General features: G+C 69.3%; 26 protein-coding genes. 22 read left to right on the forward strand and 4 right to left on the reverse strand.

Annotated elements, in window-relative coordinates:
* The first annotated feature begins 126 nt into the window (after window positions 1–126).
* From H6A07_RS03870 to H6A07_RS03915, 10 genes are all read left to right on the forward strand, one after another.
* Entirely contained in the window at window positions 127–1,317 is a 1,191-nt protein-coding gene (locus tag H6A07_RS03870; RefSeq protein ID WP_204813615.1) for an MFS transporter, read from the forward strand.
* 183 nt (window positions 1,318–1,500) lie between these two features.
* Entirely contained in the window at window positions 1,501–2,511 is a 1,011-nt protein-coding gene (locus H6A07_RS03875; protein WP_239471046.1) for an aldo/keto reductase, read from the forward strand.
* Between the two features lies 1 nt (window position 2,512).
* On the forward strand, window positions 2,513–2,953 hold the full coding sequence (locus H6A07_RS03880) for a hypothetical protein (protein WP_204813616.1): 441 nt from the start codon (window positions 2,513–2,515) through the stop codon (window positions 2,951–2,953).
* A 49-nt stretch (window positions 2,954–3,002) separates the two neighbouring features.
* Entirely contained in the window at window positions 3,003–3,296 is a 294-nt protein-coding gene (locus tag H6A07_RS03885; protein ID WP_087227060.1) for a HigA family addiction module antitoxin, read from the forward strand.
* A 13-nt stretch (window positions 3,297–3,309) separates the two neighbouring features.
* Window positions 3,310–4,254: a ketopantoate reductase family protein gene (locus H6A07_RS03890; protein WP_204813617.1), complete on the forward strand. Its 945-nt coding sequence runs from the start codon at window positions 3,310–3,312 to the stop codon at window positions 4,252–4,254.
* Window positions 4,255–4,393: 139 nt separating this feature from the next.
* The gene (locus tag H6A07_RS03895; RefSeq protein WP_204813618.1) at window positions 4,394–5,203 is read left to right on the forward strand and encodes a transporter substrate-binding domain-containing protein; all 810 of its coding nucleotides are present in this window, start codon (window positions 4,394–4,396) and stop codon (window positions 5,201–5,203) included.
* 81 nt (window positions 5,204–5,284) lie between these two features.
* Complete coding sequence (locus H6A07_RS03900; protein ID WP_087227065.1) at window positions 5,285–5,959, forward strand: amino acid ABC transporter permease; 675 nt, start codon at window positions 5,285–5,287, stop codon at window positions 5,957–5,959.
* On the forward strand, window positions 5,959–6,711 hold the full coding sequence (locus H6A07_RS03905; RefSeq protein ID WP_275100597.1) for an amino acid ABC transporter ATP-binding protein: 753 nt from the start codon (window positions 5,959–5,961) through the stop codon (window positions 6,709–6,711). The genes H6A07_RS03900 and H6A07_RS03905 overlap by 1 nt, the downstream gene beginning before the upstream one ends.
* 17 nt (window positions 6,712–6,728) lie before the next feature.
* Window positions 6,729–7,364, forward strand: a complete 636-nt coding sequence (locus tag H6A07_RS03910) for a LysE family translocator (protein WP_204813619.1) — start codon at window positions 6,729–6,731, stop codon at window positions 7,362–7,364.
* Window positions 7,365–7,631: 267 nt separating this feature from the next.
* Window positions 7,632–8,270 (forward strand): helix-turn-helix domain-containing protein, encoded by a 639-nt coding sequence (locus tag H6A07_RS03915; protein ID WP_204813620.1) that lies wholly within the window; start codon window positions 7,632–7,634, stop codon window positions 8,268–8,270.
* Here the strand turns inward: H6A07_RS03915 and H6A07_RS03920 are convergent.
* Together H6A07_RS03920 and H6A07_RS03925 are read right to left on the reverse strand one after the other, a co-directional pair.
* Window positions 8,267–9,226: a calcium/sodium antiporter gene (locus tag H6A07_RS03920; protein WP_204813621.1), complete on the reverse strand. Its 960-nt coding sequence runs from the start codon at window positions 9,224–9,226 to the stop codon at window positions 8,267–8,269. The two genes, H6A07_RS03915 and H6A07_RS03920, sit on opposite strands and share 4 nt — an antisense overlap.
* A gap of 102 nt (window positions 9,227–9,328) precedes the next feature.
* Window positions 9,329–12,364, reverse strand: coding sequence for a hypothetical protein (locus H6A07_RS03925; protein ID WP_204813622.1), 3,036 nt, complete (start codon window positions 12,362–12,364; stop codon window positions 9,329–9,331).
* 304 nt (window positions 12,365–12,668) lie between these two features.
* Here H6A07_RS03925 and H6A07_RS03930 point away from each other — a divergent pair, with 304 nt between their 5' ends.
* Genes H6A07_RS03930 through H6A07_RS03940 form a run of 3 tightly spaced genes read left to right on the forward strand, consistent with a single transcriptional unit; the run spans window position 12,669 to window position 15,511 of the window.
* Complete coding sequence (locus H6A07_RS03930; protein WP_204813623.1) at window positions 12,669–13,136, forward strand: DUF4430 domain-containing protein; 468 nt, start codon at window positions 12,669–12,671, stop codon at window positions 13,134–13,136.
* A gap of 9 nt (window positions 13,137–13,145) precedes the next feature.
* Entirely contained in the window at window positions 13,146–14,018 is an 873-nt protein-coding gene (locus H6A07_RS03935; protein ID WP_204813624.1) for an energy-coupling factor transporter transmembrane component T family protein, read from the forward strand.
* Window positions 14,015–15,511 carry an ABC transporter ATP-binding protein gene (locus H6A07_RS03940; protein WP_204813625.1) on the forward strand — a complete coding sequence of 499 codons (1,497 nt, stop codon included), beginning with the start codon at window positions 14,015–14,017 and terminating at the stop codon, window positions 15,509–15,511. The genes H6A07_RS03935 and H6A07_RS03940 overlap by 4 nt, the downstream gene beginning before the upstream one ends.
* Here the strand turns inward: H6A07_RS03940 and H6A07_RS03945 are convergent.
* Complete coding sequence (locus tag H6A07_RS03945) at window positions 15,406–15,831, reverse strand: hypothetical protein (protein WP_087227081.1); 426 nt, start codon at window positions 15,829–15,831, stop codon at window positions 15,406–15,408. The genes H6A07_RS03940 and H6A07_RS03945 overlap by 106 nt on opposite strands.
* A 43-nt stretch (window positions 15,832–15,874) precedes the next feature.
* Here H6A07_RS03945 and H6A07_RS03950 point away from each other — a divergent pair, with 43 nt between their 5' ends.
* From H6A07_RS03950 to H6A07_RS03960, 3 genes are all read left to right on the forward strand, one after another.
* Window positions 15,875–16,576, forward strand: coding sequence for an ECF transporter S component (locus tag H6A07_RS03950; protein WP_239471047.1), 702 nt, complete (start codon window positions 15,875–15,877; stop codon window positions 16,574–16,576).
* 360 nt (window positions 16,577–16,936) lie between these two features.
* Window positions 16,937–17,737, forward strand: coding sequence for a YebC/PmpR family DNA-binding transcriptional regulator (locus tag H6A07_RS03955; protein ID WP_204813627.1), 801 nt, complete (start codon window positions 16,937–16,939; stop codon window positions 17,735–17,737).
* Between the two features lie 486 nt (window positions 17,738–18,223).
* Window positions 18,224–19,231, forward strand: a complete 1,008-nt coding sequence (locus H6A07_RS03960) for a formamidase (protein WP_204813628.1) — start codon at window positions 18,224–18,226, stop codon at window positions 19,229–19,231.
* Window positions 19,232–19,334: 103 nt separating this feature from the next.
* Here H6A07_RS03960 and H6A07_RS03965 read toward each other — a convergent pair whose 3' ends face one another.
* A complete protein-coding gene (locus H6A07_RS03965) occupies window positions 19,335–19,592 on the reverse strand; it encodes a hypothetical protein (protein WP_204813629.1) in 258 nt (85 codons plus the stop codon).
* A gap of 105 nt (window positions 19,593–19,697) precedes the next feature.
* On the opposite strand from H6A07_RS03965, the gene H6A07_RS03970 reads away from it, so the two are divergent.
* The 6 genes from H6A07_RS03970 (at window position 19,698) to H6A07_RS03995 (ending at window position 26,279) form a co-directional block, all read left to right on the forward strand.
* Window positions 19,698–20,987, forward strand: coding sequence for an aminotransferase class I/II-fold pyridoxal phosphate-dependent enzyme (locus H6A07_RS03970; RefSeq protein WP_204813630.1), 1,290 nt, complete (start codon window positions 19,698–19,700; stop codon window positions 20,985–20,987).
* Window positions 20,988–21,122: 135 nt separating this feature from the next.
* On the forward strand, window positions 21,123–21,950 hold the full coding sequence (locus H6A07_RS03975) for a tetratricopeptide repeat protein (RefSeq protein ID WP_204813631.1): 828 nt from the start codon (window positions 21,123–21,125) through the stop codon (window positions 21,948–21,950).
* A 24-nt stretch (window positions 21,951–21,974) separates the two neighbouring features.
* The gene (locus H6A07_RS03980; protein WP_204813632.1) at window positions 21,975–22,292 is read left to right on the forward strand and encodes an STAS domain-containing protein; all 318 of its coding nucleotides are present in this window, start codon (window positions 21,975–21,977) and stop codon (window positions 22,290–22,292) included.
* Window positions 22,293–22,331: 39 nt separating this feature from the next.
* Window positions 22,332–22,982 carry a twin-arginine translocase TatA/TatE family subunit gene (locus tag H6A07_RS10305; RefSeq protein WP_204813633.1) on the forward strand — a complete coding sequence of 217 codons (651 nt, stop codon included), beginning with the start codon at window positions 22,332–22,334 and terminating at the stop codon, window positions 22,980–22,982.
* 3 nt (window positions 22,983–22,985) lie between these two features.
* Entirely contained in the window at window positions 22,986–23,774 is a 789-nt protein-coding gene (gene tatC / locus H6A07_RS03990) for a twin-arginine translocase subunit TatC (RefSeq protein WP_204813634.1), read from the forward strand.
* Between the two features lie 12 nt (window positions 23,775–23,786).
* The gene (locus H6A07_RS03995; protein WP_204813635.1) at window positions 23,787–26,279 is read left to right on the forward strand and encodes a DNA topoisomerase I; all 2,493 of its coding nucleotides are present in this window, start codon (window positions 23,787–23,789) and stop codon (window positions 26,277–26,279) included.
* Window positions 26,280–26,430: the final 151 nt, after the last annotated feature.

Raw genomic sequence — 26,430 nt, forward strand, 5'->3', positions numbered from 1 at the left:
GAACCACCACCTGTGAGGTTTTCTCCCGCACCCGGGCTTTCTCCCGCAGGGACGTGACACCTGCCGACGCGGCCGCTATCATGGTGTGGAAACGTTTCCACATCGGACGCAGGAGGGGAAGCGCCCATGTCCGTCGTTCTTCTCGTCGTCATCTACGTTGCCTTTGTGGGCCTGGGCATCCCGGACTCGCTCTTTGGCGCGGCGTGGCCCGCCATGCACCCCGACCTGGGCGTTCCCGTCTCGTGGGGCAGCGCGGTCACGATGGTCACCTGCTGCGGGACCATCGTCTCCAGCCTCTCGTCGGCCGCGCTCATCAACCGCTTTGGCACCGGGCGCGTGACGGCCGTCTCCACGGCGCTCACCGCGGCGGCGCTCCTGGGCTTTGCCGTGGCGCCGGGCTTTCCGTGGCTGTGCCTGCTCGCGATCCCGCTGGGCCTGGGCGCCGGCGCCATCGACACGGCGCTCAACAACTACGTGGCGCTGCACTACAAGGCGACGCACATGAACTTCCTGCACTGCGCCTACGGCGCGGGCATCACGGTGAGCCCGTTTCTGATGTCGGTCGCGCTCTCGGGCGGCACCTGGCGCGACGGCTACCTCGAGGCGGCGGCCGTCCAGGCGGCGATCGTGGCGGCGACGGTCGCGATCCTGCCGCTGTGGTCCCGCGTGGGCCACGAGGGCGCGCCGGGCGAGCAGGACGACGACCCCGCGCCCCGCGCCGCGAGCCCGCTCGCCCTCGTCCGCCGGCGCGACATCCGCCTGGCCTGCCTCATCTTCATGGCGTCTGTCGCTATCGAGGGCGTCTGCAACACCTGGTGCGCGAGCTACCTCGTGAGCGCGCGCGGCATGGCGGCCGGTGCCGCCGCCGGCATGGTGACGGTCTACTACGTGGGCGTGACGGCCGGGCGCTTCCTCTCCGGCGTGCTGGCTAACCGGCTCACGAGCAAGCAGCTCGTGGGGCTGGGGCAGGCGGTCACCTTCGTGGCGGTGCTCGTGCTTCTGGCCCCGCTGCCGCTCGCGGCGGCCCCGGTGGGCCTCTTCCTCGTGGGCTTTGGCAACAGCCCGCTCTACCCCAACATGCTGCACCTCACGCCGCGCCTCTTTGGCCGCGACCTCTCGCAGGCGGTGATCGGCGTGCAGATGGCGGCCTCCTACGTGGGCTCGCTCACGCTGCCGCCGCTCTTTGGCCTGGTGGCGGAGCGCGTGGGCTTCTGGCTCTTCCCGGTGGCGCTGTTCGCGCTGTCCGTGGTGGTGCTGGCGGCGTTTCTCGGCCTCATGGCCCTCAAGGGCTGGCGGCCGCGCCTCGCGCGCCGGTAGGCCGCCGGCCCGATACGCGACTTCCAACGTTTTGGCGCCCCAAAGCGTCGTCAATCGCGTATTACCGTGAGCCAGTACGCGACTTCCAACGTTTTTGTGCCCCAGAGTGTCGTCAATCGCGTATCGCGCGGGCGGGCCGGGATAGAATGGGCTCAACACGGCGGGCGAGAAGGACGGTGCGACATGGCGGACATGCGCTACGTTGAGCTGGGCGGCTCGGGTCTCAGGGTCTCGCGCCTCTGCCTGGGCGGCATGAGCTTTGGCGTGCCCACCGCGCCGCGCCCGTGGACCGTGGGCTACGACGAGACGCGCGCCGTGATCGCGGCGGCGCTGGACGCCGGCATCAACTTCATCGACACGGCAAACTGCTACGCGGACGGCACGGGCGAGGAGTACATCGGGCGCGCCCTGCGCGAGCTGGGCGTCCCGCGCGAGCGCGTGGTGTTGGCGAGCAAGGTCTTCTACAACGACGGCGGCCTCTCGCGTGCGGCGATCATGCGCGAGATAGACGGCACGCTCGCGCGTCTGGGCACGGACTACCTGGACCTCTACGTCATCCACCGCTTCGACGCGGCCACGCCCATGGAGGAGACCCTCGCCGCGCTGGACGAGCTCGTGCGCGCCGGCAAGGTGCGGGCCCTCGGCGCGAGCGCGATGTACGCCTACCAGCTCCACAACCTGCAGGTCCTGGCGGCGGCCAACGGCTGGACGCCCTTCTCGACCATGCAGAGCCAGTACAACCTCCTCTACCGCGAGGACGAGCACGAGATGATCCCCGTGTGCCGGCAGTTCGGGATGGCGCTCACGCCGTACAGCTCGCTCGCCGCCGGGCGCCTCACGCGGCCCACCTGGGACGCGCCCACGCGCCGCAGCGAGACGGACGTGATCTCGCAGAAGAAGTTCGACCCCATGCGGGCGCAGGACGAGAGGCTCGTGGCCCGCGTGGCGGAACTGGCCGAGAAGCACGACGTGCCGATGGCGGCCGTCGCGATCGCGTGGCTGTGGGCGCGCGGCGTGGAGTCGCCGATTGTGGGCTGCTCACGGCCGGAGCTCGTGGGCGCGGCGTGCCGCGCGCTGGAGGTGGAGCTTAGCGAGGACGAGCGCCGCTACCTGGAGGAGCCGTACGTGCCGCACCCGCTCGTGGGCGTGCGCCCGCATGAGCTGGCCGAGCTGCTGCCGCGCGGGGAGGCCTGAGATGCGCATCTACAAGGGCAATGCCGAGCTGGTCTTTCGCGGGCGCGTGGCGCCGTGGTACGGCACGGTCTCGGGCCTGGTGGCCGTGGCAGTCGCGGTGCTGGCGCTGCAGCCGGGCATGTACGCGGGCGTGCCGGCGGCGCTGCTCGTCGTCGGGGCCGTCCTGCTGTGGCCGGTGGTGGTGCGCAACCGCGTGGAGCTCTACAAGGACCGCCTGGAGATCGTCTTTGGCTGGGGGCGCACGATCATCCCGTACGACCACGTGACCGGCGTGCGGCGCCTGGAGGGCGGTCCCGGCGACGCGACCGGCCACAACTGCGCGACCAGCCCGGACGGCGTCTTCATCGAGGCGCCGCAGGACGGCGACGCCGCTGTCTCCGTGATCGGCAATGACAACCTGATGCGGGAACTCCGCCGCCGCGCCGGGCTGGACGCGGTGTAAATTGGGCGCATCCGCCCTTTGAGCAGGAAGGCAAGAGAGGTCGAGTTCTGTGACTACCACTAACCCCTACATCTCCACCCCGGGGGAGATTCTGCTGGAGGAGTTCCTGCGGCCTCTGGGCATCTCGCAGTACCGGCTGGCCAAGGCCATCGGCAAGCCGCAGTCCGCCGTCTCGGACGTCGTGAACGGCCGCCGTGCGATCACGCCCGAGATGGCCTGGCTGCTGTCCCGTGCGCTGGGGACGACGCCCGAGTTCTGGCTCAACCTGGAGGCCACCTATCGGCTCAAGACGATCGACGAAGGCGCGATGCCTCAGGTGACGCCGCTCGTCAACATCGCGTAGAGAAAGGACCAACATGGCGATCAACCGCGTGGCGATTCTGGGCAGGGGAGCGGTGGGCCTGCTCTACGGCACCATCGCCGAGAAGAACCTCGGGCCGGGCGCCGTCGAGTTCGTGATGGACGACGTGCGCTACGCCCGTCACGCCGGCGAGACGCCGACCGTGAACGGCGAGCCCTGCCGCGTGCCCACGATCCCTGCGAGCGAGGCCACGCCCGTCGACCTGGTGATCCTGGCGATCAAGGCACCGGGCCTGCCCGTGGCGCTCGACACGATGGAGCGCCTCGTGGGGCCGCGCACGGCCGTCGCGTCCCTGATCAACGGCGTCACGAGCGAGGAGCGAGTGGCCGAGCGCTTTGGCTGGGAGCGCACCGTGCTCTCCGTGGCGCAGGGCATGGACGCGGTGTTTCTCGGCACGGACATGACCTACACCCACCCCGGTGAGGTTCGCCTGGGCCCGGCGCCGGGCACGGCTCCCGGCGTGGTCGACGCCGTCGCCGACCTCTACGAGCGCGCCGGCATCCCGCACGTGGTGGAGGCGGACATCCGTCGCCGCATGTGGGTGAAGCTGATGCTCAACGTGGGCATCAACCAGACCTGCATGGTCTACGGCGGCACCTACGGCTCCGCGAGTGAGCCGGGAAGCGAGCAGAACCGCTGCTTCGTGGCCGCCATGCGCGAGGCCCTGGCCGTGGCGCGCGCCGAGGGTGTGGACGTCACCGAGGCCGACCTCGCGCAGATGGCTCGGCTCATCGCCTCGCTCGACCCCGCCGGCATGCCCTCGATGGCGCAGGACCGCCTGAACCAGAAGCCCACCGAGGTCGAGGAGTTCTCTGGCACCATCTGTCGCCTCGCCGGGCGCCACGGTCTTCTCGTCCCCACCAACCAGTGGCTCTACCAGCGGATTCGCGAGCTCGAGAACGGTTTCGCGGCAAAGGGGACCCACAGAGAAATTGTGTAGTTCTCAGCTTTGTGGCCGTTCATGCCGCAAAGTGTTAAAGGAACCGAAATAACGCTCAGCTACAGTACAGGGGCAGCCTCGCCCAGCGTGCGGGGCCCCGTGTACGTTTTTGCGCACGTTTTCCTAAGGAGGAGTTGCCATGTCCGCTTCTGTCTCTCGTCGCACGTTCCTCGGCATCGCCGGCGGTGCCGCCTCCGTCCTCGGCCTCGCCGCCTGCGGCGGCAACAACGCCGCCTCCGACGACGCCAACGCCGCGTCCGACGACGCCGACGGCAAGACCTACCTCGTCGCCACCGACACCACCTTCGCGCCGTTCGAGTTCACCAACGACCAGAACGAGTTCGTGGGCATCGACGTGGACCTTCTCGCCGCTATCGCCGCCGACCAGGGCTTCAAGTACGAGCTCAACTCCCTGGGCTTTGACGCTGCCGTGGCCGCGCTCGAGTCCAACCAGGCCGACGCCGTGATTGCTGGCATGTCCATCACGCCCGAGCGCGAGGAGGACTACGACTTCACGGACTCCTACTATCAGTCCTCGGTCTGCGCGGCGGTCAAGGCCGGCAGCGACGTCAAGGGCCTCGAGGACCTGAAGGGCCAGAAGGTCGCCGGCAAGACCGGCACCCAGAGCCTCTCCTGGGCCGAGTCCATCAAGGACGAGTACGGCTTCGAGATCACCTACTTCGACACGTCCGACATGATGTACCAGGATGTCCAGACCGGCAACTCCGCCGCCTGCTTCGAGGACACCCCCGTCATGGAGTACGGCGTGGCGCAGGGCAATGGCCTGGAGATCGTTGCCAAGGAGGAGGACGAGTTCGCGAGCCCCTACGGCCTGGCCGTCATGAAGGGCAAGAACCCCGAGCTCGTGGAGATGTTCAATGCCGGCCTCGCCAACATCAAGGAGAGCGGCGAGTACGACGAGATTCTCGCCAAGTACCTGGAGGCCTAGCGCCTTTTCGAGCAACGAGCAAGCTGGGGCTGCGTGACGCCGGGGTGTCGCGCAGCCCCCTGACGGTAAGTAAGGGACCCCATGAACGCAAATCTCATCGACGTGCTGATTGAGGCGTGGCCGCTTCTGTGGACCGGCCTGCAGATGACGGTCTACGTGACCGTCGTGGCGCTGGTCGTGGCCATCCCGCTCGGCATCGTCACGTGCCTCATGAACCTGTCCAAGTTCCGCGTGCTGCGCGGCATTGCCAAGTTCTACATCTGGATCATCCGCGGCACGCCGATGCTCGTGCAGGGCTTCTACCTCTACCTTGCCGTCCCCCAGCTCGTGCAGGCGACGATCGCCCCGGACTTCCGCCTGGACATCGTGACGGCAAGCGTCATCACGCTGATCCTCAACGCCGGCGCCTACTCTGCAGAGATCTTCCGTGGCGCCATCCAGTCGGTCCCCAAGGGCCAGACGGAGGCCTCGCGTAGCCTGGGCGTGAGCCACGGGAAGACCATGCTCAAGATCGTCCTGCCCCAGGCCGTGCGCATCTGCCTGCCCTCGCTGGTCAACCAGTGCATCATCACGCTCAAGGACTCCACGATCATGTACGCCCTCGGCCTGCCGGAGATTATGAACCAGGCCAAGGTCTACGTGGGTCGCACCATGACGTCGTTTGCCACCTACACCTGGGTGGCCGTCATCTTCCTCGTCATCACCAGCGTGCTGATGATCATCTCGTCCGTCCTCGAGAAAAGGATGCGCAAGTAATGGCTAGCATGAAGCAGACCAGCGAGGTCAAGATCCACGTCGAGGGCCTCACCAAGGACTTCGGCGAGAACCACGTCCTGCGCGGCATCGACATAGACATCCACGCCGGCGAGGTTGTCTGCGTGATCGGCCCGTCCGGCTCGGGCAAGTCCACGTTCCTGCGCTGCATCAACCGCCTGGAGGAGGCCACATCTGGCCAGATCGTGATCGACGGCCAGTCCATCACGGGCCCCAAGGCAGACGTCGACAAGATCCGCCGCCACGTGGGCATGGTCTTCCAGCAGTTCAACCTCTTCCCACACTACAGCGTGCGCGAGAACATCATGTACGCGCCGGTGGAGCTCAAGCTCATGAGCAAGCAGGAGGCCTCCGCGACCGCCGACCGCCTGCTCGCGCGCGTGGGCCTCGCCGAGAAGGCCGACGCCATGCCGCGCTCGCTCTCCGGCGGCCAGCAGCAGCGCGTGGCCATCGCCCGCGCCCTGGCCATGAACCCGGACATCATGCTCTTCGACGAGCCCACCTCCGCGCTCGACCCCGAGATGGTCGGCGAGGTCCTGGACGTCATGCGCGAGCTCGCCGAGCAGGGCATGACCATGGTGATCGTCACGCACGAGATGGGCTTCGCGCGCGAGGTCGCGGACCGCGTGTGCTTCGTGGACGAGGGCGTCATCCAGGAAGAGGGCTCGCCGGCCGAGGTTTTTGGCGCGCCCAAGAACCCGCGCACGCAGAGCTTCCTCTCCAAGGTCCTCTAGGCCCGCCGGCGCGCTTCATGCTGGGAATCGTCGGCTACGGGGGCTTCGTCGCGTCCGCGGCGGCCCTCTGCCTCACGCCGGGCATCGACACCGTCTACATTCTCACGCGCACCGTCTCCGGCGGCCGGCGCGAGGGGCTGGCCAGCGCGCTCGGCATAAACGCGGGCCTGGTGGTGCACACGATCCTCGTGGCGGCCGGGCTGTCGCTCGTGCTCGCCGCGTCACCGGTGGCCTTCAACGTGATCAAGGTGGCGGGTGCCGCCTACCTTGCAGTTATGGGCGTGCGGAGCATCCTCTCCGGCGGCTCGTCCTTCTCGGTGGGCGAGAAGGACGGCGAGTCCGAGGACGGCTCCAACCTGCGCGTCTTTGCCCAGGGCGTGCTGACCAACGTCCTCAACCCCAAGATCATCCTGTTCTTCCTGGCGCTGCTGCCGCAGTTCGTGGCCACGCCCAACTCCTTCGGGCCGGTGCCGTTTCTGGCGCTCGGCCTCACGTACGTGGCGCTCTCCACGCTCTGGACCGTGGTGATCGTGCTCGTGGCGGCGCCCTTCTCGCGCCTGCTCGCGCGCAGCTCGCGCGCGGGACGGGTGACGAGCGTGGTCTCCGGCCTCGTCTACATCGCGCTCGGAGCCACGATCTTCCTGACGGCGTAGGGCGCCTCTCGCCGCCGCCGGCCCGCCTGAGGTTATGCGCAATCGGTTAGGGTATGCGGCGTCGACTTGGTTGTGTATGCAATTGAATTCTATATATTAGCAGGTAGACGTCTTGTCGAGAAGATCGGGACACCGTAGCGGCGCACATAACCTTCGCGATGTCGCATAACCTCGAGCGCGCCCGATTCAGGCGACCGTGTCAAAGGGTTTTGACTCGCCGCGGGTGCCCGACACGGGTACGATTCTTGCAGGGAGAAGAGGCGTGCCATGGCAGCGGAGCTCCAGAGCGCACGGCAGGTCGTGGGCGAGCGCGTCCGCGAGCGGCGCGAGGCGGCGGGCCTCACGCAGGCGGAGCTCGCACGGCGCGTCTACGTGAGCCGCCAGACGGTCAACAACTGGGAGACCGGCAAGACCCTCATCGACGTGCAGAGCCTCGCGCTCGTGGCGGACGAGCTGGGGACCAGCGCCTCCGAGCTGCTCGGCGAGCACGGCACCAGCGCGGTGCGCGCCGAGGCCGAGTCCCGCCACGAGCTCGTCAGGCTGCTCTTTAGGGCGGCCCTCACGTACGCGGTCTTCTTCGTTTCCACGATGGCCTACATCTACGCGACCTGGCTCCTGGACGCGAGCACCGCGACCGGCAGGGGGTTGCTGTACCTGGCGTCGTTCCTCCGGCTTCTGGTCTGCTTCTGGAACGGCGCCTGCGACGCGCGCGTCACTCGGTTCATGCGCGAGCACGACCTTGCGGACGCCACCAGGCTCTGGGCCTTCCTCGAGGGGCGCGACCCCGCGGACGCCCTGCCGGACGACTTCCTCTACCGGACGTTTCTGCCCATGTGGCGCTTCTGGGTGAGCCTTGCCGCCGTCGTGCTGCTCCTGCTGCTGTGCCTGCCTGCGCTGATCGCCTAGCGCATCACCGACGTGGCGATGTAGGCCGCGTAGAGCACCACGAAGACGACGCCGTTGGCGCGGCTCATCTCATGGCGGCGCCCGATGAAGGCAAAGCCCACGAGCACGGCCGAGAAGAGCGCGAGCAGCGCGAGGTCCACGTTGTACGCGGGGTCGTACGGGATGCTGGCAAAGAGCGCCGGCCCGCCCATGACGAGCAGCAGGTTGGAGATGTTGGAGCCCACGACGTTGCCCACGGCGATGTCGGAATTGCCGCGGAAGGCGGCCACCACGCTCGTGACCAGCTCCGGCAGGCACGTGCCGAGCGCAACCACGGTGATGCCGATGACGCGCTCGGATATGCCCATGGCGCCCGCGATCTCAACGGAGTTGTCCACCACGAAGTCCGCGCCAAACTTGAGCATCGCGATGCCGCCCACGATGAAGAGCAGGTCCCGGAAGGTGTTGGCGGAGACGGCGCCGGTGTTGGGGTCCTCCGGGGCGCCGTCCTTCTCGGTTGCGCCCTCGCCGAGGCCCACGACGACGGTCCGCGCCACGAAGGCGACGAACGCGGCGAGAAGGACCACGCCCTCGACCATCGTGACCTGGCCGTCGGTGTTGGCCACGAGCGCGAGCAGGCCGCAGGCCGCCACGCTCACGGGGATCTCGAAGCGCTGGGTGCTGCGCGAGAGCGTGACCGGGGCGATCACGGCCGAGAGGCCGAGGATGAGCAGCAGGTTTGCCAGGCAGCTGCCCATGACGTTACCAAAGGCCATGTCGGCGTGGCCGCCCACGGCGGAGGTGACGCTGACCACGAGCTCCGGCAGCGACGTTCCGATGGCCACGATGGTGAGGCCGGCCACGCGCTCGGGGACGCCGAGGCGCGCGGCGATGCTGCAGGCGCCGTCCACGAGGAAGTTGGCGCCAAAGATGAGCAGGGCAAATCCAAGCACGATGACAATGAGGCTGAGAAGCACGACGGTCCTTTCCGGATCGGGGATACCGTCATCGAGTATTCCATGGCCGGATTTCCCCCAATCCGAGTCGGCGAGCGACTCCCAACCGAATACACAAGTCCGTCAGCGACGGCGGCGGAGGACGAGCGCGAGGGTTGCGGTCACCACTCCTGCGATCAGGAGGGCGAGAAGGACGACGGGGCTCGTGGGGTCGCCGGTCGCGGGCATGTCGGCGGTCGACTCGCCCGTCTCGGCGGCGGTCGCCTGGTCGTTGGCGGAGGGGTTCTTCTCGTCAGGCGCGGGCTCTGGCGTGGGCTCGGGTTCGGGTTCCGGTGCCGGGTCTGGCGTGGGCTCGGGAGTCGGTTCCGGCTCGGGCTCCGGCTCGGGCTCGGGAGTCGGCTCGGGCTCCGGGTCGTCGGGGCCGACCACGGGAGGCTCCTCCACGTCGTCGGGCAGGACGAGTGCGCCGTTGTTGCCCAGGCGCGCGGAGGCCCGCACCGCCCCGTCGCCCGCCTCCTCGAGCGCGAGCCGCGCGGCATAGGGGGCGCTCCCCGTGGCGTTGGGGTCCTTCTCGGCAGATCCCAGCTCGGCCGCGCGCACGTAGCGCGGGGTGCCGGCGAGCGCCACGCACTGTCCGTCCCGAACGGAAAAGCGCTGGGGGATCTGGTCGGCGTCGAGCGCCACGGTGTAGGGCTCCATCACCCGCTCCGCGGTCGCTGGGGCCTCCTCGCCCGCACCGGCGAGGTCGGCGGTGTAGACGGTCTGCTCAAAGTAGTAGGTCTGCCCGGCCTGCGGCAGCCCCGTCAGCGGCGCGTAGCCGCTCGCGGTGCGCGAGAAGAGCGGCGTGTCGCGGGAGAACGCGTAGTAGGAGTTGGTCTGCGCCGCCCACGCCGAGGCGACGGCCCCCGCCTGGGCGTCCGCGCCCGTCCCGGAGAAGTCGCTCGCGAAGACCGCGCGGGCCCCCGAGGGCACGTGCCGGACGTCTGCCCCGGTCGCCGCCTCGAGCTCCTCGTCGCTCACGTCCTCGCCAGCGTCCGCGCGCTCGAGCAGCGCCTCGGTGTCGGGCGTGGGCGAGACGAGGTACGCGAGGCGCAGCGGCAGCGTGCCCTGGCCGCCGTCGAGCGCGAGCGTGGCGGAGCCGTCCCCCGCCACGGTCACGCTCATGCGGCGCGCGGGCACGGCGTCCACGGGCACCGAGAGCAGCAGCGTCTGCCGGCCGGTGGCGAGGTTCGTCTCCACCATGACCACGAAGTCGTAGAGCGTGACGTCGCCGCCGGTGTACTGGTTGGGCAGGTTGCCTATGTAGTAGTACGTCTCGCACACGGCGGTGGCGCCGCCGTCCTGCGCCGCCTCGATTCTGTCGCGCACGTCCTCGGGCGCGCGCTCCTGCCAGCGGCCGTCCGCGACGGCGTCCACCTCGGCCTGCGTGGCAAAGGCGAAGGGCTCGCCGCCCATCGGCACCATCTCGTGCGCGTCGTTCACGTACCACGAGGCGTGGTTGGAGAAGTCGCCCGGCCCGGCGTAGGAGAACTGGCCGTCCTGCAGGGCGTCGTAGAAGAGGTCGTAGACCGCGTACCCCAGGTCGTAGCGCGAGTTCATGGCCTCCACGAGGTAGCCAAACTCGTGCGTGGCCTCGACGTCGCCGGGGCCCCCGAGGCTGATCTTGACCGCCTGCGCCGCCAGCTCGCCGTCGAGCAGGGCGTCCCCGTAGACGATGCCGCTCACGCGCTCGACCTCCATGCCGGGCCCCACCTCGTCGGAGACGGTGACGCGGCTCCCGCCGGGGCGCTCGTCGCCGGGGCCGCCCGAGGCCGGGGCGGTGTAGGTCACGCCGAGGGCTCGGTCCACCACGGTGCCGAACGCCCACGAGAGCGCGCTCGCGCTGCGGGCGGAGAGGTAGTCGTCGACGGGCGTGACCTCGTAGCCGTCGGCCTCGGAGAGCAGGCCCGGGATGCAGGGGAGGGTGACGTCCTCCGCCACGAGCCCGCGCGGCCCGGAGCCAAAGAGGTGCAGCGTGACGTCCTTCTCGCCCGCCGCCGAGGCCTGGGCGAACGCCTGCGCCGCCGCCGAGAGGTTGTCCCTCAGGTCGGTGCCTGCCGCCGCCCCGGTCCCGGGCAGCGGGTGATAGGCCTGCTCGTGGGCGGTCTCCAGCAGGTAGGCGGCCGTCTCGCTCGTGTCCAGGCCGCAGGTGAAGAACGTGAGCGGGCGCTCGTCGCCCCATGCGGCGCCCACGCGCTCGGCCTCGTTGCGCATCGTGAGCAGCGTGGCGAGAAGCGCGTCGGTGCCGTAGCCGTTCTCGCGGCTGCCCGGCAGCGGGCCCAGAAAGCCGCTGGCGTCACCGGTGTAGACGGGCGGGTCGGTGATGTTGACGCTCGCCATCGGCGGGGTCTCGCGACCCATGAGGCAGAGCACGGGGACGCGCCCCTCCGCGCCCGGGTCGTCCGCGGCGCCGGCCAGCATCTCTCCCGCCACGTGCGTCGCGAGCTGCAGGTAGGAGCCGCTGCCGAGCCGGGCCGGGGAGGTCGCGCCGGCTCCGTCCGTGGCCGTGGCGCTCACGGAGAGCGCGCCGTTGGCGTACGTGACGTAGTCGCCGCCCGCGTCCGGGGCGTAGGTGCCGAGCGGCATGAGGGTCGTGACCTGGGAGTCGTAGCCGATTACGGCCACGCGCGTGGGGACGGTGGCGCCGTCGTTTTCCGCCATGAGGCGCGCGATCGCCTGGTCGAGGGCGTCGGCTAGGTAGGCCGCCTGGGGCCGGCCGCCGTAGGTGACGTCGGCGAGCAGGCGGTTGGTGCTCACCACGAAGACGACGTCGTGGGCGGGGCCGCCCTCCTGCCGCACCGAGACGGCCGAGGCGAGCGCCGAGAGCCCCACGACGAAGCTGTGGTCGTCCACGTCGATCCTCACGGGGAGGCCGGCGGCGCGCGCGTCGTCGGCGCTGGCGTAGACGGACTTGTCGACCCAGATGCGGCCCGCGTTCTCGGTCGAGAGGGCCCCCGCGTCCGAGCGGAAGACCTCCTGCCAGCTTGCGGAGGTGTCCGGGTCGGCGAGCTTGGTGACGCCCTCGGTGCCGGCGCGGGCCGCGGGCGCTGCCACGAGGGCGACGGCGAGGGCGACGAGCAGGGCGAGAAGGGCCGGCGGGAACGTGCGGCGGCGAGACATGGGACCCCGATTCTGCGGGAGGGGATAAATGCTACGTCTATACCCGCATTTATCGCCCGCATGCGGCGCCCACGGGAAGCGCACATCGCTGACGCCCAGCTGCAAGGGTCGCGGCCGGCGCGCGCATGCTACACTGGCGCCAACCACATACCGAGGGCACGGCTCCTGCAGCTGCTACGTCATGTTGAAAACGGCTCCGGTTTGACTCCGGATCAGCACACGGCTGTGCCAGGGACGGCGGGACTCCCGTCGGCCCCGCCTTGCCCTCCCGACGCCCTGGACCCAGGGAGGAAGCGAGGCTCTTATGTCTCAGGAGAACCTGTCGAGAAGGACCTTCGTCGCGCAGCTCGTCGGCGGCCTGGCCGCGTGCGCGCTGGCGCTGACGGTCGCCGCGTGCGGTGGCGCGCCGGCGGCCGGCGGCGACGCCGCCTCGGGCGACGCCACGCAGGAGCAGCAGGCCACGATCGCCGTCACCGTGGAGATCGACGCGACGGCCGGCGAGGGCGAGAAGACCTCGACGGAGGTGGACGTCCCCGAGGGCGCCACGGCCTACGACGCGCTGGTCGCGACCGGCGTCGACGTCAACGCGTCCGACTCCGAGTACGGCATGTACGTCCAGGGGATCGATGGCCTCGCCGGCGGTGACTTCGGCGACATGAGCGGCTGGATGTTCGAGGTCAACGGCGAGATGTCGGACGTGAGCTGCTCTGAGGCCACGCTCGCCGACGGCGACGTGGTCACCTGGCTCTACGTGACCGAGTTCACCGAGTAGAGAGACGACGTGGCCGCGCCGCGCGCCAGAGCCTTCGACGCCGTCCACGCGGCCGTCCCGACGGCACTGTTCGCCGGGGTGGTCGCGCTGACGATGCTGGCGGTGCAGCCTGCGCTGGTGGCGGCCTCGCTCGCCGGCGCGCTGCTCTTCTCGCTGCTCGCGCGCGGCGTCGCCGCCACGGCGCGCGGGCTCGTCTGGCAGCTTCCGCTGCTCGCGCTCGTGTGCCTGGCGAACCCGTTCTTCTCGGCATCCGGCTCCACGCTGCTGATCAAGCTAGGGCCGCGCAGCGTCTACCTGGAGAGCCTCGCGTACGGGGCGACGATGGGCGCGCTCATGGTGGCGGTGGTCCTGTGGCTCGAGGGTGCGGCTGCGGCGCTCACGCAGGACCGGCTGCTCGCGCTCGCGCCGCGCCGTGCCCGGGCGCTGCCGCTGCTTCTGGGCATGGTGTCCCAGCTCGTGCCGCAGCTGCTGCGCCGCTCGCGCGACGTGCGCGCGGGGCTCGCGGCCTGCACGGCGGCCGGGGCGCGCCCCGCCGCGCGCGACGCCCTCGTGCGGACGTCATCGCTTTTGCTTACGTGGTCGCTCGAGGAGTCGCTCGAACGCGCGGACTCCATGCGCGCCCGGGGCTGGGAGTCGGGGCGGTCGCGCACGTGCTACCGCCCGGAGTGCCTGCGCCGGCGCGACGTCGTTATCCTCTGCGGCATCGGGGCCCTGCTCGTCCTCGCGGCCGTCTGCGCGTGGCGCTTCTGCGCGAGCTGGCGCTTCTACCCGAGGATGTCCGGGCTCGGCCCCTGGTGGGCCTACGTGCCGTTCGCGCTGCTCGCCCTGCTGCCCGCAGCGGCCGAGCTCGCCGCCCGCCTGCGCGAGAGGAGGCTCGCATGAGGGCGCTCTCCTTCGACCACGTGACGTTTACGTATGCGGGCGCCGACGCCCCCGTTCTTCTCGACGTCTGCCTGGAGGTGCCCGAGGGCGCGTTCGCGCTGCTCGTGGGTGCGACGGGCTCGGGCAAGTCGACGCTTTTGCGCCTCGCCAAGCCGGAGATCGCCCCGACCGGCGCGCTCGACGGGACGGTGCGCGCCTTCGGCGAGGACGTGCGCGCCCTTGACGCCGTGGCCTCCGCGCAGGCCATAGGCTACGTCTTTCAGAGCCCGGGCGCGCAGATGGTCTGCGACACGGTCTGGCACGAGATGGCTTTCGGCCTGGAGAACCTCGGCGTGCCGGAGGCGGAGATGCGCCGCCGCGTGGCCGAGACCGCCACCTACCTGGGCATGGGGCCGTGGTTCCGCGACCGCGTGGCCGAGCTCTCCGGCGGGCGGCGGCAGGTGCTCGCGCTGGCGTCCGTGCTGGCCATGCGCCCGCGCGCGCTCCTGCTGGACGAGCCCACGAGCATGCTCGACCCGGTCACCGAGCAGGCGTTTCTCGCGCTGCTCTTCCGCGCCAACCGCGAGCTGGGCATGACCGTGGTGGTGGCCACGCACGCGCCGGGCCCCATGCTCGACTACGCCACCTGCGCCTTTGCGCTGGAGGACGGCCGCGTGCGCCAGGTCGAGCTCGAGGAGCTGCGCCCTCTCGGGGACGATCTCCTGCCGTCCAGTCCCCTCCCGACTACGACGGGCGAGGCCCAGGCGCTCTCGCTGGACGACGTGTGGTTCCGCTACGACCGCGACGCGGACTGGGTGCTGCGCGGCTGCGACCTTACGGTGAGCGCCGGAGAGGTCCGTGCGCTCCTCGGTGCCAACGGCTGTGGTAAGTCGACGCTTTTGCAGGTGGCGGCCGGCGTGCTGCGTCCCCGGCGCGGCCGGGCGAGAAACGCGTGCGCCGACGACCAGGCCCTGCTGCCGCAGGATCCGCGCGCGGTGCTCGCGTGCGAGACGGTCCGCGACGAGCTCATGGAGTTGTCCGCATCATCGGGCCGCTACGGAGCGGCAGAGGTGGACGCCGCGCTCGAGCGCCTGGGTCTCGCCGGCTGCCCGGACCGACATCCCTATGACCTCTCCGGCGGCCAGCAGCAGCTGTTGGCGCTCGAGAAGCTTCTGCTCGTGCGTCCGCGCCTGCTGCTGCTCGACGAGCCGACCAAGGGGCTCGACCGGGCGGCCCGCGTCGCGGTGGCCGAGCGCGTCCGCACGGCGTCGAGCGACGGCGCCACGGTCCTTCTCGCCACCCATGACGCCGCCTTTGTGCGGGCGGTCGCCGACACGGCATCCCTCGTCTTCGACGGCGAGGTCACGGCAACCGAGCCTGCGGGCGAGTTCCTCGCCGGCTCGTGGCTCTACTCAAACAGCAGGAACGGCTCCTGGTCGGAGAGCTCGTCCTCGTCGAGCTCCTCGAGGTCGTCCACGTGCTCGTGCTCGTCGTCCTCGTCGCCCCAGGCGTAGGCGTTCGCGACGTCGTCGTCATCGTCCACCGTGGGAAGCGCGCTCGTGATCGAGCAGAGGCCGTCCATGGCGGGGACGATCTTCTGCCACTGGCAGATGACGGGGTCGGAGGGGGCGGCCTCGAGCTCGGTGAGCGAGTCAAGATAGATCTCGTGCGCGCCGTCGAGCAGGTCGGAGGACTTGCGGACCTCGTGGAGGTGGGCCGCGAACTTCTCCATCGCCTCGTCGGCGTTCGACGCCTCAACGACGATGGGCATGAGGCAGTAGTTGTCCTTGCTGTCGGTGTCGTCGTTGTAGCTGAAGTTGCCGATGTAGAGCATGGTGCCTCCTCGGTCGCGGGCCTATGGCAAACTGGTACCCATGATGGGGGAGAGACAAACACCGTGGGCACGGGCGCTCGCCGCGCTGGAGGTTCCGGCCCTGCTGGCGGTACCCGCGGCGATGGTCGCGCTGGCGCTCGCGGGCGTGCGCGCCAGCGCGGGGCTCACACTCGCGGTGGCGCTCCTCGCGCTGGGCCTGCTCCTTGCGAGCTACGAGGCGTCGCGACCGGCGCTACGCCAGCTCATGCCCACGGCGGTGCTCGCGGCGGTGGCCGCGGCGGGCCGCGTGCTCTTTGCCCCGCTGCCGGACGTCAAGCCGGTCTCGGCGGTCGCCATCCTCGCGGGGGCGGCGCTCGGGCGGCGCAGCGGATTTGTGGTGGGGGCCATGGCGGCGCTCGCGTCCAACGTCTTCTTTGGGCAGGGACCGTGGACGCCCTGGCAGATGTATGCGTGGGGTCTCGTGGGCTACGTCGGCGGCGCGCTGGGCGAGCGAGGCCTGCTGGAGCATGCGCCCGTGCTCTACGGCTGGGGCTTCCTTTCCGGGCCCGTCTACGGCCTCATCCTGAACGGCTATCATGTCCTTGGTTACGTGCAACCGCTCACTTGGGAGTCAGCGCTGGTCGCGTGCGCGGCCTCGCTGCCGCTCGACGTGATGCACGGCCTCGCCACGGTGGCGTTCCTCGTGGCGATCTGGGTTCCGTGGGGCCGCGCTATCCGCCGCGCGGTGGTCAAGTACGGGCTCTGAGTCGCCGTCTGTCTGCAAAACGGGCGCTCGTGTGATAAAAACCGCGCTCAGGATGCAAAACGGGCTCTCGTGTGATGCGTTTTTGCTCCTCTGGGATGCATGCAACTTTCCTGCGCGCGCATCGTCGCAGGTAGCGAAATCAAACCTCAAATCGAAAACAAATTCGGGGCCAGAAATTCATCACACGAAGACACGTTTTGCTTTGCACCGGGCAAATTCATCACACGAACGGCCATTTTGCATTCAAGGGGACCGTTTCCGCGAGCGACGGGACACATCCAGAACGCTGCCCTTTACATTTGCGCCGCTCTTCGCTATCGTAGGCACGTTTCATGCCATGGATTGACGAAGGGGATGTGCATGTCCGGACACTCTAAGTGGGCAACCACCAAGCACAAGAAGGCCGCTATCGACGCCAAGCGCTCGTCGCTGTTCTCCAAGCTCTCCCGCAACATCACCGTTGCGGCCAAGCTCGGCGGCGACCCCAACCCGGACAACAACGCGACGCTCGCCGCCGCCGTGGCCCGCGCGCGCATGGTCTCCATGCCCAACGCCAAGATCAAGGCCGCCATCGACAAGGCCTTCGGCTCCGGCGCCGACGCCGCCAACTACGCCGAGATCACCTACGAGGGCTACGGCCCCGCCGGCGTGGCCGTCTACGTGGACTGCCTGACCGACAACAAGAACCGCACCGCCGCCGACGTGCGCTCCGCCTTCTCTCACTCCGGCGGCTCGCTCGGCACCTCCGGCTCCGTCGCGTTCCAGTTCGAGCGCAAGGGCTCCATCGCCGTCGAGAAGGTCATCAAGTCCGACGACAAGAAGGTCGCCGACAAGGAGAACGCCGTCGACGAGGACGAGTTCATGATGGCCGTGGCCGAGGCCGGCGGCGAGGACTACGAGGACGCCGGCGAGCAGTGGATCGTCTGGACCGCCTACGACAAGATGCAGGACGTCCAGAAGGGCCTCGAGGCCCAGGGCATCGAGGTCAAGGGCTCCGAGCTCACGATGGTCCCCACCACCCCGACCGACGTCTCCGTGGCCGACGCCAAGAAGGTCCAGCGCCTCGTCGACCGCCTCGACGAGCTGGAGGACGTCCAGAACGTCTACCACACCATGAACATCACCGACGAGATCGCCGAGGCCCTCGAGGCCGACGAGTAAGAGGCGCTCGTCTCATACGCACCTGGGGCCGCCCGGCCCTTCCCGCCTGCTCACTGAGCTTTGCTCAGAAGTCGCTGGGCGAGAAGGGTCGGGCGGCCTGCGTACGTGCCGAAGGTCGCCAGCCGAGGGTTGGGGCTGCGGGCTGCGGGGTTCTCCGGATGTCTGGCTGGTGAGTGTACGAAAAGATTGATGTGATGGGTATTTTTTGCCCTCGGAGCACGCCTCTCGGCCACGTTTGCCCAGTTGGCTGATGCCACGAGTTGGGTGTCATATAAATCGTTTCGTACACTTGGCACGGGGGCGGGGCATGGCTCGCGAGAAGACCCCCGTGCGGCGAGAGGGGCGCGGCCCGAGTCACATTCCGGAAATGTCCCCGTCCGCCGTCGAAACACTGCCGTCTCCCGGATGCAACCACTACATGTGGTGTCTGTAACAATACTCACATACCATAAATCGTGTTCTGAACCCAACGGAGAGGAGCGCGACATGGGCAGCATCGGTAGCATGGGCAAGCCGAGGATGGGCTTTCTGGTGGCGGCGATTCAGTTCCCCGCGCCGGTCGTGAACAGCCGCGCGGACATCGACCGCCAGGTCGAGAGCATCGTGCGCACGCTCAAGGCCACCAAGGCCGGCTATCCCGGCGTCGAGCTGATCGTCTTCCCCGAGTACAGCACGCAGGGGCTCAACACTGCCAAGTGGCTCACGGACGAGTTCCTCTGCGACATCCCCGGCCCCGAGACCGAGGCATTCTCGCGCGCGTGCCAGGAGGCGGGCGTCTACGGCGTCTTCTCCATCATGGAGCGCAACCCCGACCCCGAGAAGAACCCCTACAACACCGCGATCATCATCGACCCCGCCGGCGACATCGTCCTCAAGTACCGAAAGCTCTTCCCGTGGAACCCCATCGAGCCGTGGTACCCCGGCGACCTGGGCATGCCGGTCTGCGAGGGCCCCGGCGGCTCCAAGCTGGCCGTCTGCATCTGCCACGACGGCATGATTCCCGAGCTCGCGCGCGAGGCCGCCTACAAGGGCTGCAACGTCTACATCCGCATCTCCGGCTACTCCACGCAGGTGAACGACCAGTGGATCCTCACCAACCGCTCCAACGCCTGGCAGAACCTCATGTACACGGTGTCGGTCAACCTGGCCGGCTACGACGGGACGTTCTATTACTTCGGCGAGGGCCAGGTGTGCAACTTCGACGGCACCACGCTCGTCCAGGGGCAGAGAAACCCGTGGGAGATCGTCACGGCGGAGATCTACCCGCAGCTCGCGGACAACGCGCGTCTCTCCTGGGGCCTGGAGAACAACATCTACAACCTCGGTCACCGCGGCTACGTGGCCGTGCCGGGCGGCGAGCCGGACGCCGGGCTCACCTACATCAAGGACCTCGCCGTCGGCCGCTATCACCTGCCGTGGGAGGACGAGATGGACATCAAGGACGGCTCGATCTACGGCTACCCCACCACGGGCGGCCGCTTCGGCAACGAGTAGGCCTTCGAAGACAGGGGAGGGCAAGGTCCGCCGCGAGTTCCTGCCGCGTCCTTTGCGGCAAGCCGTCCGAGCGCCGGACCTTGCCCTCCTGGCCTCGGGAGGCCTACTCCACGGTGCCGTAGACGGTGCCCCAGCCGCGCGCCACGAGGCAGGAGTTGAGCTGGTCGCAGAGGCGCTGGCGCGTGTAGGCGCGCGGCGGCAGCGCGCCCACGACCTCGAGCAGGTCCGCACAGAGGTCCAGCACCTCCGCCCGCATCTCCACGTCGAGCCGGCTCACGGTGGTGGCGGCGGAGATCCCCAGCGGGAACACGGAGTCAACCAGCCGCTGGAGCTCGCCAAAGTCCTCCGAGCGCACGTCCATCTCGCCACCGCCTCCCTGTAAGCGTTCCTTTTCGTGTGGAACATGGTAGCAGCATCGCGCGCGTTTGCCTCTATACTCAGACGGGACCAACCAAGAGGAGGACTCATGGCAAACGCCTACCAGAACATGACCGACGCCGCCCTCGACGCCGCCATCGCCCAGCTCGAGGCCCAGGCGGACGACCTGCGCGCCCTCAACCTCAAGCTCGACATGGCCCGCGGCAAGCCGAGCCCGGAGCAGACCGCGCTCTCCAAGCCCATGCTCGACCTGCTCACCGCAGAGACCGACCTCTCCGACCAGGGCGTCGACGCCGACAACTACGGCGCCCCCGACGGCCTGCCCTCCGCGCGCGCCCTCGCGGCGGAGCTGCTCGGCGTGGACGCGGCCAACGTCTCCGTCATCGGCTCCTCGAGCCTCAACCTCATGTACGACTGCGTGGAGCACGGCTACGTCCACGGCATCGACGGCAACGACCCCTGGTGCAAGCAGGGCGTCGTCAGGTTCCTCTGCCCCGCGCCCGGCTACGACCGCCACTTCACGGTCACGGAGAGCTTCGGCATCCAGAACGTGCCCGTCCCCATGCGCGAGGACGGTCCGGACATGGACGTGGTCCGCGAGTACGTCGAGAAGGACGCCACGGTCAAGGGCATCTGGTGCGTGCCCAAGTACGCCAACCCCACCGGCGTCACCTACTCCGACGACGTGGTGCGTGCCTTCGCCGCGCTCAAGCCCGCCGCGCCCGACTTCCGCATCTTCTGGGACAACGCCTACGCCGTCCATACCTTCGACGGCGAGGGCGACCAGCTCATGAACATCTTCGACGCCCTCGCCGAGCAGGGCGGCGAGAAGAACCTCGTCTACGAGTTCGCCTCCACGGCCAAGGTGACCTTCCCCAGCTCCGGCATGGCGTGGGTGACGGCCTCCCCGGCCGACATGGCGGAGCTGCGTCGCGCCTTCTCGGCCATGCGCGTCTCCCCGGAGAAGATCTCCCAGCTCGCGCACGTGCGCTTCCTCAAGGACGCGGCCGGCGTCGCCGAGCACATGAGGAAGCACGCCGCGCTCGTGGCGCCGCGCTTCGCCCTCGTGGAGGAGAAGCTCACGGCCGGCCTCGGCGAGCTGGGCGTCGCCACGTGGACCCACCCCAAGGGCGGCTACTTCGTCTCCTTCGAGGGCCCCAAGGGTTCGGCCAAGGCAATCGTCGAGCTCGCCCGCGAGCTGGGCGTCACCCTCACGCCGGCCGGCGCGCCCTGGCCCTACGGCCGCGACCCCGAGGACACCAACATCCGCATCGCGCCCACCTATCCCTCGCTCGAGGAGCTCGGCCAGGCGCTCGACGTCTTCGTCGTGGCGGTCAAGCTCGTCGCCGCGCGCCTCGCGCGCTCCGAGCGCGCCTAGCGGGCTGCGGTCCCTCTGGGGAACTTCTGTTATTATCGCCGCGGCGCGGTCCTGCCCGGGCTCGGGCGCCGCGCCGTGGCATACTCTTAGATTTTGTGGACAAAGACGCCGTGTCGGGGCGGGGGATGCTGACAGATGGCACAGACCAAGAAGAAGGGCCAGAGTCCCAAGAAGAAGGGGCAGAAGGCGGACGAGAAGAACGTCAAGAACGTTAAGAAGACGCGCAAGCCCGGCGAGCTCTCGACGTTCCAGAAGGTCGTCATCGTCCTCTTTGTCGTCGTCTTCGCGCTCTCCACGCTCGCCGGCGCGCTCGCCTCGGTCTTCCAGAGCACCCAGAACCAGAGCATCGAGTACAACGTCGACTACGTCGACTCGCAGTACGCCGACTACGTGGCCGACCTCGAGTCCCAGCTCGAGGGCGACCCGGAGAACACCGAGACCCTGCTCGCGGCCGCACGGGCGTGCTCGAGCTGGGGCACCTCGGTCATGATGCTCGCCGCGAACGACGACGAGGCGAGCCACGGCACGGAGCTCGTGCAGCGCGCGGTCGGCTACTATGACCGCTACCTCGCGCTCGACAACGCCTCCGACGCCCGCGCCGAGCGCGCGATGTGCGAGTACTACCTCGGGGACGCCGAGACGGCGACCTCTGACCTCGAGGCCGTCACGACCGACGACCCCGAGTACGCGCCCGCCTGGTACGACCTCGGCTCGCTCTACGAGGCGCAGGGCCTGACCGACGACGCGCTCGCCGCCTACCAGAAGGCGGTCGAGCTCGACCCGGACGACGAGCAGGGCGTGGGGTCGAGCGCCCAGTCGCGCGTCGACGCGCTCACGGGCGCCGACGAGGAGGGCGAGGACGACGCGAGCTCCGATGGCGACACCGACGCCGACTCCGACGCCGGCTCCGACGACGCGGCCGGCACGAACGAGAACGACGACTCCTCGGAGACGGGCGAGTAGCGCGTCTGCGAGAAAGGAGAGACCATGAGCCTTGAGATCACAGCGACCGCCGACGGGCAGAACCGTCGCCTGAGCGTCGCGGGGGAGGTCGACGTCTCCTGCGCCGACGAGCTCCGCGCCGCCATCGACGCCCAGATCGCCGAGGGCGTCCCGGGCGAGCTCGTCATCGACCTCGCCGAGGTGCCCTACATCGACTCGACGGGCATCGGCGTGCTCGTGGGCGCGGCGCACCGCGTCGCCGAGGCCGGCGGCACGCTCGCCGTGGCGCGCCCCCAGCGCAACGTGGAGCGCGTGCTGGGGCTGCTCGGCGTCCAGGCCGACCTCAACATCCGCGAGGCCTAGGGCCTGCGCCGCGTCTAGAGAATCGGGAGGATACCTTCGGTGTTTGGCATTGGTGAGGGAGAGCTCGTCCTGATCGTGCTCTTCGCATTCATGATCTTTGGCCCGGACAAGCTCCCGGGCATGGGCCGCACTCTCGGCCGCGCGCTGCGCCAGTTCAAGAACGCCCAGGAGGGCTTCACTGAGGTCGTCCAGACCAACATCGTGGACCCCGCCGCCGAGGCGCTGAGCGACACGCCCAAGAAGCCCAACCGCAACCGCGCCGCCGAGCTCGAGGAGGACGCCGACCTCGACGTCCCGGAGGGCGAGGAGGCCCCGCGCGCCAAGCGCGCCGAGACCTTCGCCGAGCGCAAGAAGCGCCTCGCCGAGGAGAAGCGCGCCCGCGAGGCCGCAGCCGCCGAGGCGGAGGCCGAGAAGAACGCCGCCACCGACAGCTCCGATACCGATGTCGCCGAGGACGCCCCGGCGAAGCCGGCGTCCGACGGCGCGGACGACCCCCAGCCCAAAAAGCCCTCAGCAGCCGACCTGTATGCGATGGGCCCCTCCTCGAAGTCTCGCAGCGCCGGCTCCGTCGGGGAGAGCCCCGTCGCGAGTCGCGAAGCGAGCGACGAGCGCAGCGAGGAGCGCCGAGCGGACGGGGCTCTCCCCGACGGAGCCGGCGCGGACGCCGCCGCGAACGAGAAGGAGGCCTAACCCATGCCGATCGGTCCCGCACGTATGCCCATCATGGACCATCTGGGCGAGCTGCGCCGCCGCGTCACGATCATCGTGGTCTCCGTCGTCGTCTGCGCGCTCGTGGTCTACTTCGCCACGCCGACCCTCATCGAGCTCATGATCGACCAGATCCGTGACGCCATGAACGGCGCGGAGCTCGTCGTCACCACCGTGCTCGGCGGCTTCACGATCCGCTTCAAGGTCGCGCTGTTCTTCTCGGTCATCATCTGCTGCCCGATCATCATCTGGGAGATCCTGGCCTTCTTCCTGCCGGCCCTCAAGCCCAAGGAGCGCCGCTGGGTCGTGCCCACCGTGGCGGCGATGGTGCTGCTGTTCTTCCTGGGCATGGTCTTCTGCTTCTTCATCATCCAGCCCGCCGCCTTCGGCTGGCTGCTCGAGCAGTCCCTGGAGATCGGCAACCTCCTGCCGGAGGCGAGCGACTACCTCGACATCTACATGCTGCTGGAGATCGGCTTCGGCCTGGCCTTCCAGCTGCCGCTCGTGATCTTCTACCTGTCGATCCTGCACCTCGTGCCGTACAAGACGTTCCGCTCGCAGTGGCGCATCGTCTACGTGGCGTTCATGGTGCTCTCGGCCGTCGTGACCCCCGACGCCTCGCCGGTCACGATGATCCTCATGTTCGCGGTCCTGATCTTCCTCTACGAGGCCGCGCTCGCCGTGGCCCGCTTCATCATCGTCGCGCGCGACGGCAAGCAGGCGCTCAAGTGGACCCGCGAGGACTACAGCAACCGCGACCTCGAGAAGCTCTAGGGCGGTGACGCAGTGAGGCTCATCGTCACCGAGAAGAACGACGCCGCGCAGCAGATCGCGCGCCTGCTCTCCACCTCCGGCAAGCCCAAGGCCGACAAGGTCTACAACACGCCGGTCTACCGCTTCGCCTGGGACGGGGAGGACTGCGTGACCATCGGCCTGCGCGGCCACATCCTCAAGGTGGACTTCCCCGTCCAGCTGACCTTTGATTCCGAGGCCGGCTGGCAAGGCCTCACCGCAGACGGCGAGCTGCTCCCGGCGGACGTGCCCGACGGCCTGGCACGCCCGCCCTACAAGTCCAAGCGCAAGCCCTACCTGGCGGACGGCATCGACCTCAAGGGCTGGAAGATCGCGAGTCTGCCGTACCTGGTGTGGGCGCCCATCGAGAAGCTCCCCGCCGAGAAGGAGATCATCCGCGCCCTCAAGAACCTCGCCAAGAAGGCCGACTCGGTGATCATCGGCACGGACTTCGACCGCGAGGGCGAGCTCATCGGCTCGGACGCCCTGCGCCAGATCCGCGAGGTCGCGCCTGCGGTGCCCGTCTCGCGCGCCCGCTACTCCGCGTTCACCCGCGCGGAGATCGACCACGCCTTCGCCAACCTCGTGGAGCTCGACCAGGACCTCGCCGACGCCGGCGAGTCTCGTCAGTACATCGACCTCATCTGGGGCGCCGTCCTCACGCGCTACCTCACGGCGGCGCGCTGGAGCGGCCTCGGCAATGTGCGCTCGGCCGGCCGCGTGCAGACGCCGACGCTGGCGCTCGTCGTGGAGCGCGAGCGCGAGCGCCTGGCCTTCAAGCCCGAGGACTACTGGGTCATCCAGGGCCAGGCCGAGAAGGACGGCGACGCCGCGGGCCCCTTCCGCGTGACGCACGCCACCGCGCGCTTCTGGGACCAGGCGGCGGCGGAGACGGCGTTTTCCCACGTCACGGATGCCACGCAGGGCCGCGTCACGGCCGTGGAGCGCAAGAGCCGCACGCAGCGCCCGCCCGCGCCGTTCAACACCACGAGCCTGCAGGCCGCCGCGGCCGCCGAGGGCCTTTCCCCCGCGCGCACGATGCGCCTGGCCGAGAGCCTCTACATGGACGGCCTCATCTCCTACCCGCGCGTGGACAACACGGTCTACCCCAAGTCGCTCGACCTGCGCGAGTGCGTCCGCATGCTCTCCACGGTGAGCGCCTACGGCTCCGTCTGCCACGAGCTTCTGAAGCAGGACAAGCTCACGGCCACCCGGGGCAAGCAGGAGACCACCGACCACCCGCCGATCTACCCCACGGCGCCGGCCTCGCCGGACAAGCTGCAGCCCGCCGAGTGGAAGCTCTACAACCTCATCGCGCGGCGCTTCCTGGCCACGCTCATGGGCCCGGCCACGATCGAGGGCACCAAGGTCACGATCGACGTCGCCGGCGAGCCGTTCACGGTCTCCGGCAGCGTGCTCGTCTCGCCGGGCTTCCGCGTGGCCTACCCCTACGGCCTCAAGAAGGACGACCAGCTCCCCGCGCTCGCCGAGGGCGACGTGGTCTCCGTCGGCGACATGGAGCTTCTCGCCAAGCAGACGGAGCCGCCGGCGCGCTACAGCCAGGGCAAGCTCATCCAGGAGATGGAGAAGCGCGGCCTCGGCACCAAGTCCACGCGCGCGAGCATCATCGACACGCTCTACGAGCGCAAGTACTTCAAGAACGACCCGGTGGAGCCGAGCCAGCTCGGCATGGCGATCATCGACGCGCTCACCACCTACGCGCCGCGCATCACGAGCCCGGACATGACGGCCGAGCTCGAGGCCGACATGACCCACGTGGCCGAGGGGGCCGAGACGCAGGAGCAGGTCGTGACCCACTCGCGGGCGCTGCTCGCCGGCCTCATGGACGCGCTCGTGGAGCACACCGACGACCTCTCCGAGCAGATCGCCGACGCCGTCACTGCGGACGCCAAGATCGGCGTCTGCCCCAAGTGCGGCAAGGACCTCGTGGTCAAGAGCTCCGCCAAGACGCGCGGCAGCTTCGTGGGCTGCATGGGCTGGCCGGACTGCGACGTCACCTACCCGCTGCCCCAGGGCAAGATCTCCGCGCTCGAGGGCGAGGCGGCCGTGTGCCCGGAGTGCGGCGCGCCCCGCGTGAAGGTGCAGCCGTTCCGCAGCCGCGCGTACGAGACCTGCGTGAACCCGGCGTGCCCGACCAACCGCGAGCCGGACGTGGACGTGGGCGCGTGCCCCGCGTGCGCCGAGGCCGGGCGGTCCGGGCGCCTGATCGCGCACAAGTCCGAGAAGAGCGGCAAGCGTTTCATCCGCTGCACCAACTACGACGACTGCGGCACGAGCTACCCGCTGCCCGCGCGCGGCAAGCTCGAGGCCACGGGGGAGACCTGCCCGGACTGCGGCGCCCCGCTTGTGGTGGTGACCACGGCGCGCGGCCCCTGGAAGCTCTGTCCCAACATGGAGTGCCCCGGCCGCGAGAAGAAGGCCGCCGCTCCGCGTCGCGGCGGGCGTCGCGGGACGCGGAAGAAGTGACGCCAGCTGGGGCCGGGACGCTCGTCCCGGCCCTGTTTTTCTCGCCCCCCGTCCCGCCTTCGTCCCCCCTCGGGTTACCCCGTCCCTCCCTCGGGCTTATCTGGGCAAACAAGTTGAATCATCCCGTTTCAGAGAGCTTATGTGGGTCTCT

This window comes from Olsenella uli (genome assembly GCF_016899935.1).
GTDB lineage: Bacteria > Actinomycetota > Coriobacteriia > Coriobacteriales > Atopobiaceae > Thermophilibacter > Thermophilibacter uli_B.

What these genes read in the sequence shown, in the direction of transcription:
- H6A07_RS03900 (WP_087227065.1), top strand. Translation starts at nt 5,285, where the DNA reads ATGAACGCAAATCTCATCGACGTGCTGATTGAGGCGTGGCCGCTTCTG.
- H6A07_RS03960 (WP_204813628.1), top strand. Translation starts at nt 18,224, where the DNA reads ATGGGCAGCATCGGTAGCATGGGCAAGCCGAGGATGGGCTTTCTGGTG.
- H6A07_RS03870 (WP_204813615.1), top strand. Translation starts at nt 127, where the DNA reads ATGTCCGTCGTTCTTCTCGTCGTCATCTACGTTGCCTTTGTGGGCCTG.
- H6A07_RS03910 (WP_204813619.1), top strand. Translation starts at nt 6,729, where the DNA reads ATGCTGGGAATCGTCGGCTACGGGGGCTTCGTCGCGTCCGCGGCGGCC.
- tatC (WP_204813634.1), top strand. Translation starts at nt 22,986, where the DNA reads ATGCCGATCGGTCCCGCACGTATGCCCATCATGGACCATCTGGGCGAG.
- H6A07_RS03905 (WP_275100597.1), top strand. Translation starts at nt 5,959, where the DNA reads ATGGCTAGCATGAAGCAGACCAGCGAGGTCAAGATCCACGTCGAGGGC.
- H6A07_RS03950 (WP_239471047.1), top strand. Translation starts at nt 15,875, where the DNA reads ATGGGGGAGAGACAAACACCGTGGGCACGGGCGCTCGCCGCGCTGGAG.
- H6A07_RS03965 (WP_204813629.1), bottom strand. Translation starts at nt 19,592, where the DNA reads ATGGACGTGCGCTCGGAGGACTTTGGCGAGCTCCAGCGGCTGGTTGAC.
- H6A07_RS03945 (WP_087227081.1), bottom strand. Translation starts at nt 15,831, where the DNA reads ATGCTCTACATCGGCAACTTCAGCTACAACGACGACACCGACAGCAAG.
- H6A07_RS03980 (WP_204813632.1), top strand. Translation starts at nt 21,975, where the DNA reads ATGAGCCTTGAGATCACAGCGACCGCCGACGGGCAGAACCGTCGCCTG.
- H6A07_RS03955 (WP_204813627.1), top strand. Translation starts at nt 16,937, where the DNA reads ATGTCCGGACACTCTAAGTGGGCAACCACCAAGCACAAGAAGGCCGCT.
- H6A07_RS03970 (WP_204813630.1), top strand. Translation starts at nt 19,698, where the DNA reads ATGGCAAACGCCTACCAGAACATGACCGACGCCGCCCTCGACGCCGCC.
- H6A07_RS03940 (WP_204813625.1), top strand. Translation starts at nt 14,015, where the DNA reads ATGAGGGCGCTCTCCTTCGACCACGTGACGTTTACGTATGCGGGCGCC.
- H6A07_RS03890 (WP_204813617.1), top strand. Translation starts at nt 3,310, where the DNA reads ATGGCGATCAACCGCGTGGCGATTCTGGGCAGGGGAGCGGTGGGCCTG.
- H6A07_RS03880 (WP_204813616.1), top strand. Translation starts at nt 2,513, where the DNA reads ATGCGCATCTACAAGGGCAATGCCGAGCTGGTCTTTCGCGGGCGCGTG.
- H6A07_RS03915 (WP_204813620.1), top strand. Translation starts at nt 7,632, where the DNA reads ATGGCAGCGGAGCTCCAGAGCGCACGGCAGGTCGTGGGCGAGCGCGTC.
- H6A07_RS03925 (WP_204813622.1), bottom strand. Translation starts at nt 12,364, where the DNA reads ATGTCTCGCCGCCGCACGTTCCCGCCGGCCCTTCTCGCCCTGCTCGTC.
- H6A07_RS03875 (WP_239471046.1), top strand. Translation starts at nt 1,501, where the DNA reads ATGGCGGACATGCGCTACGTTGAGCTGGGCGGCTCGGGTCTCAGGGTC.
- H6A07_RS03930 (WP_204813623.1), top strand. Translation starts at nt 12,669, where the DNA reads ATGTCTCAGGAGAACCTGTCGAGAAGGACCTTCGTCGCGCAGCTCGTC.
- H6A07_RS03895 (WP_204813618.1), top strand. Translation starts at nt 4,394, where the DNA reads ATGTCCGCTTCTGTCTCTCGTCGCACGTTCCTCGGCATCGCCGGCGGT.
- H6A07_RS03975 (WP_204813631.1), top strand. Translation starts at nt 21,123, where the DNA reads ATGGCACAGACCAAGAAGAAGGGCCAGAGTCCCAAGAAGAAGGGGCAG.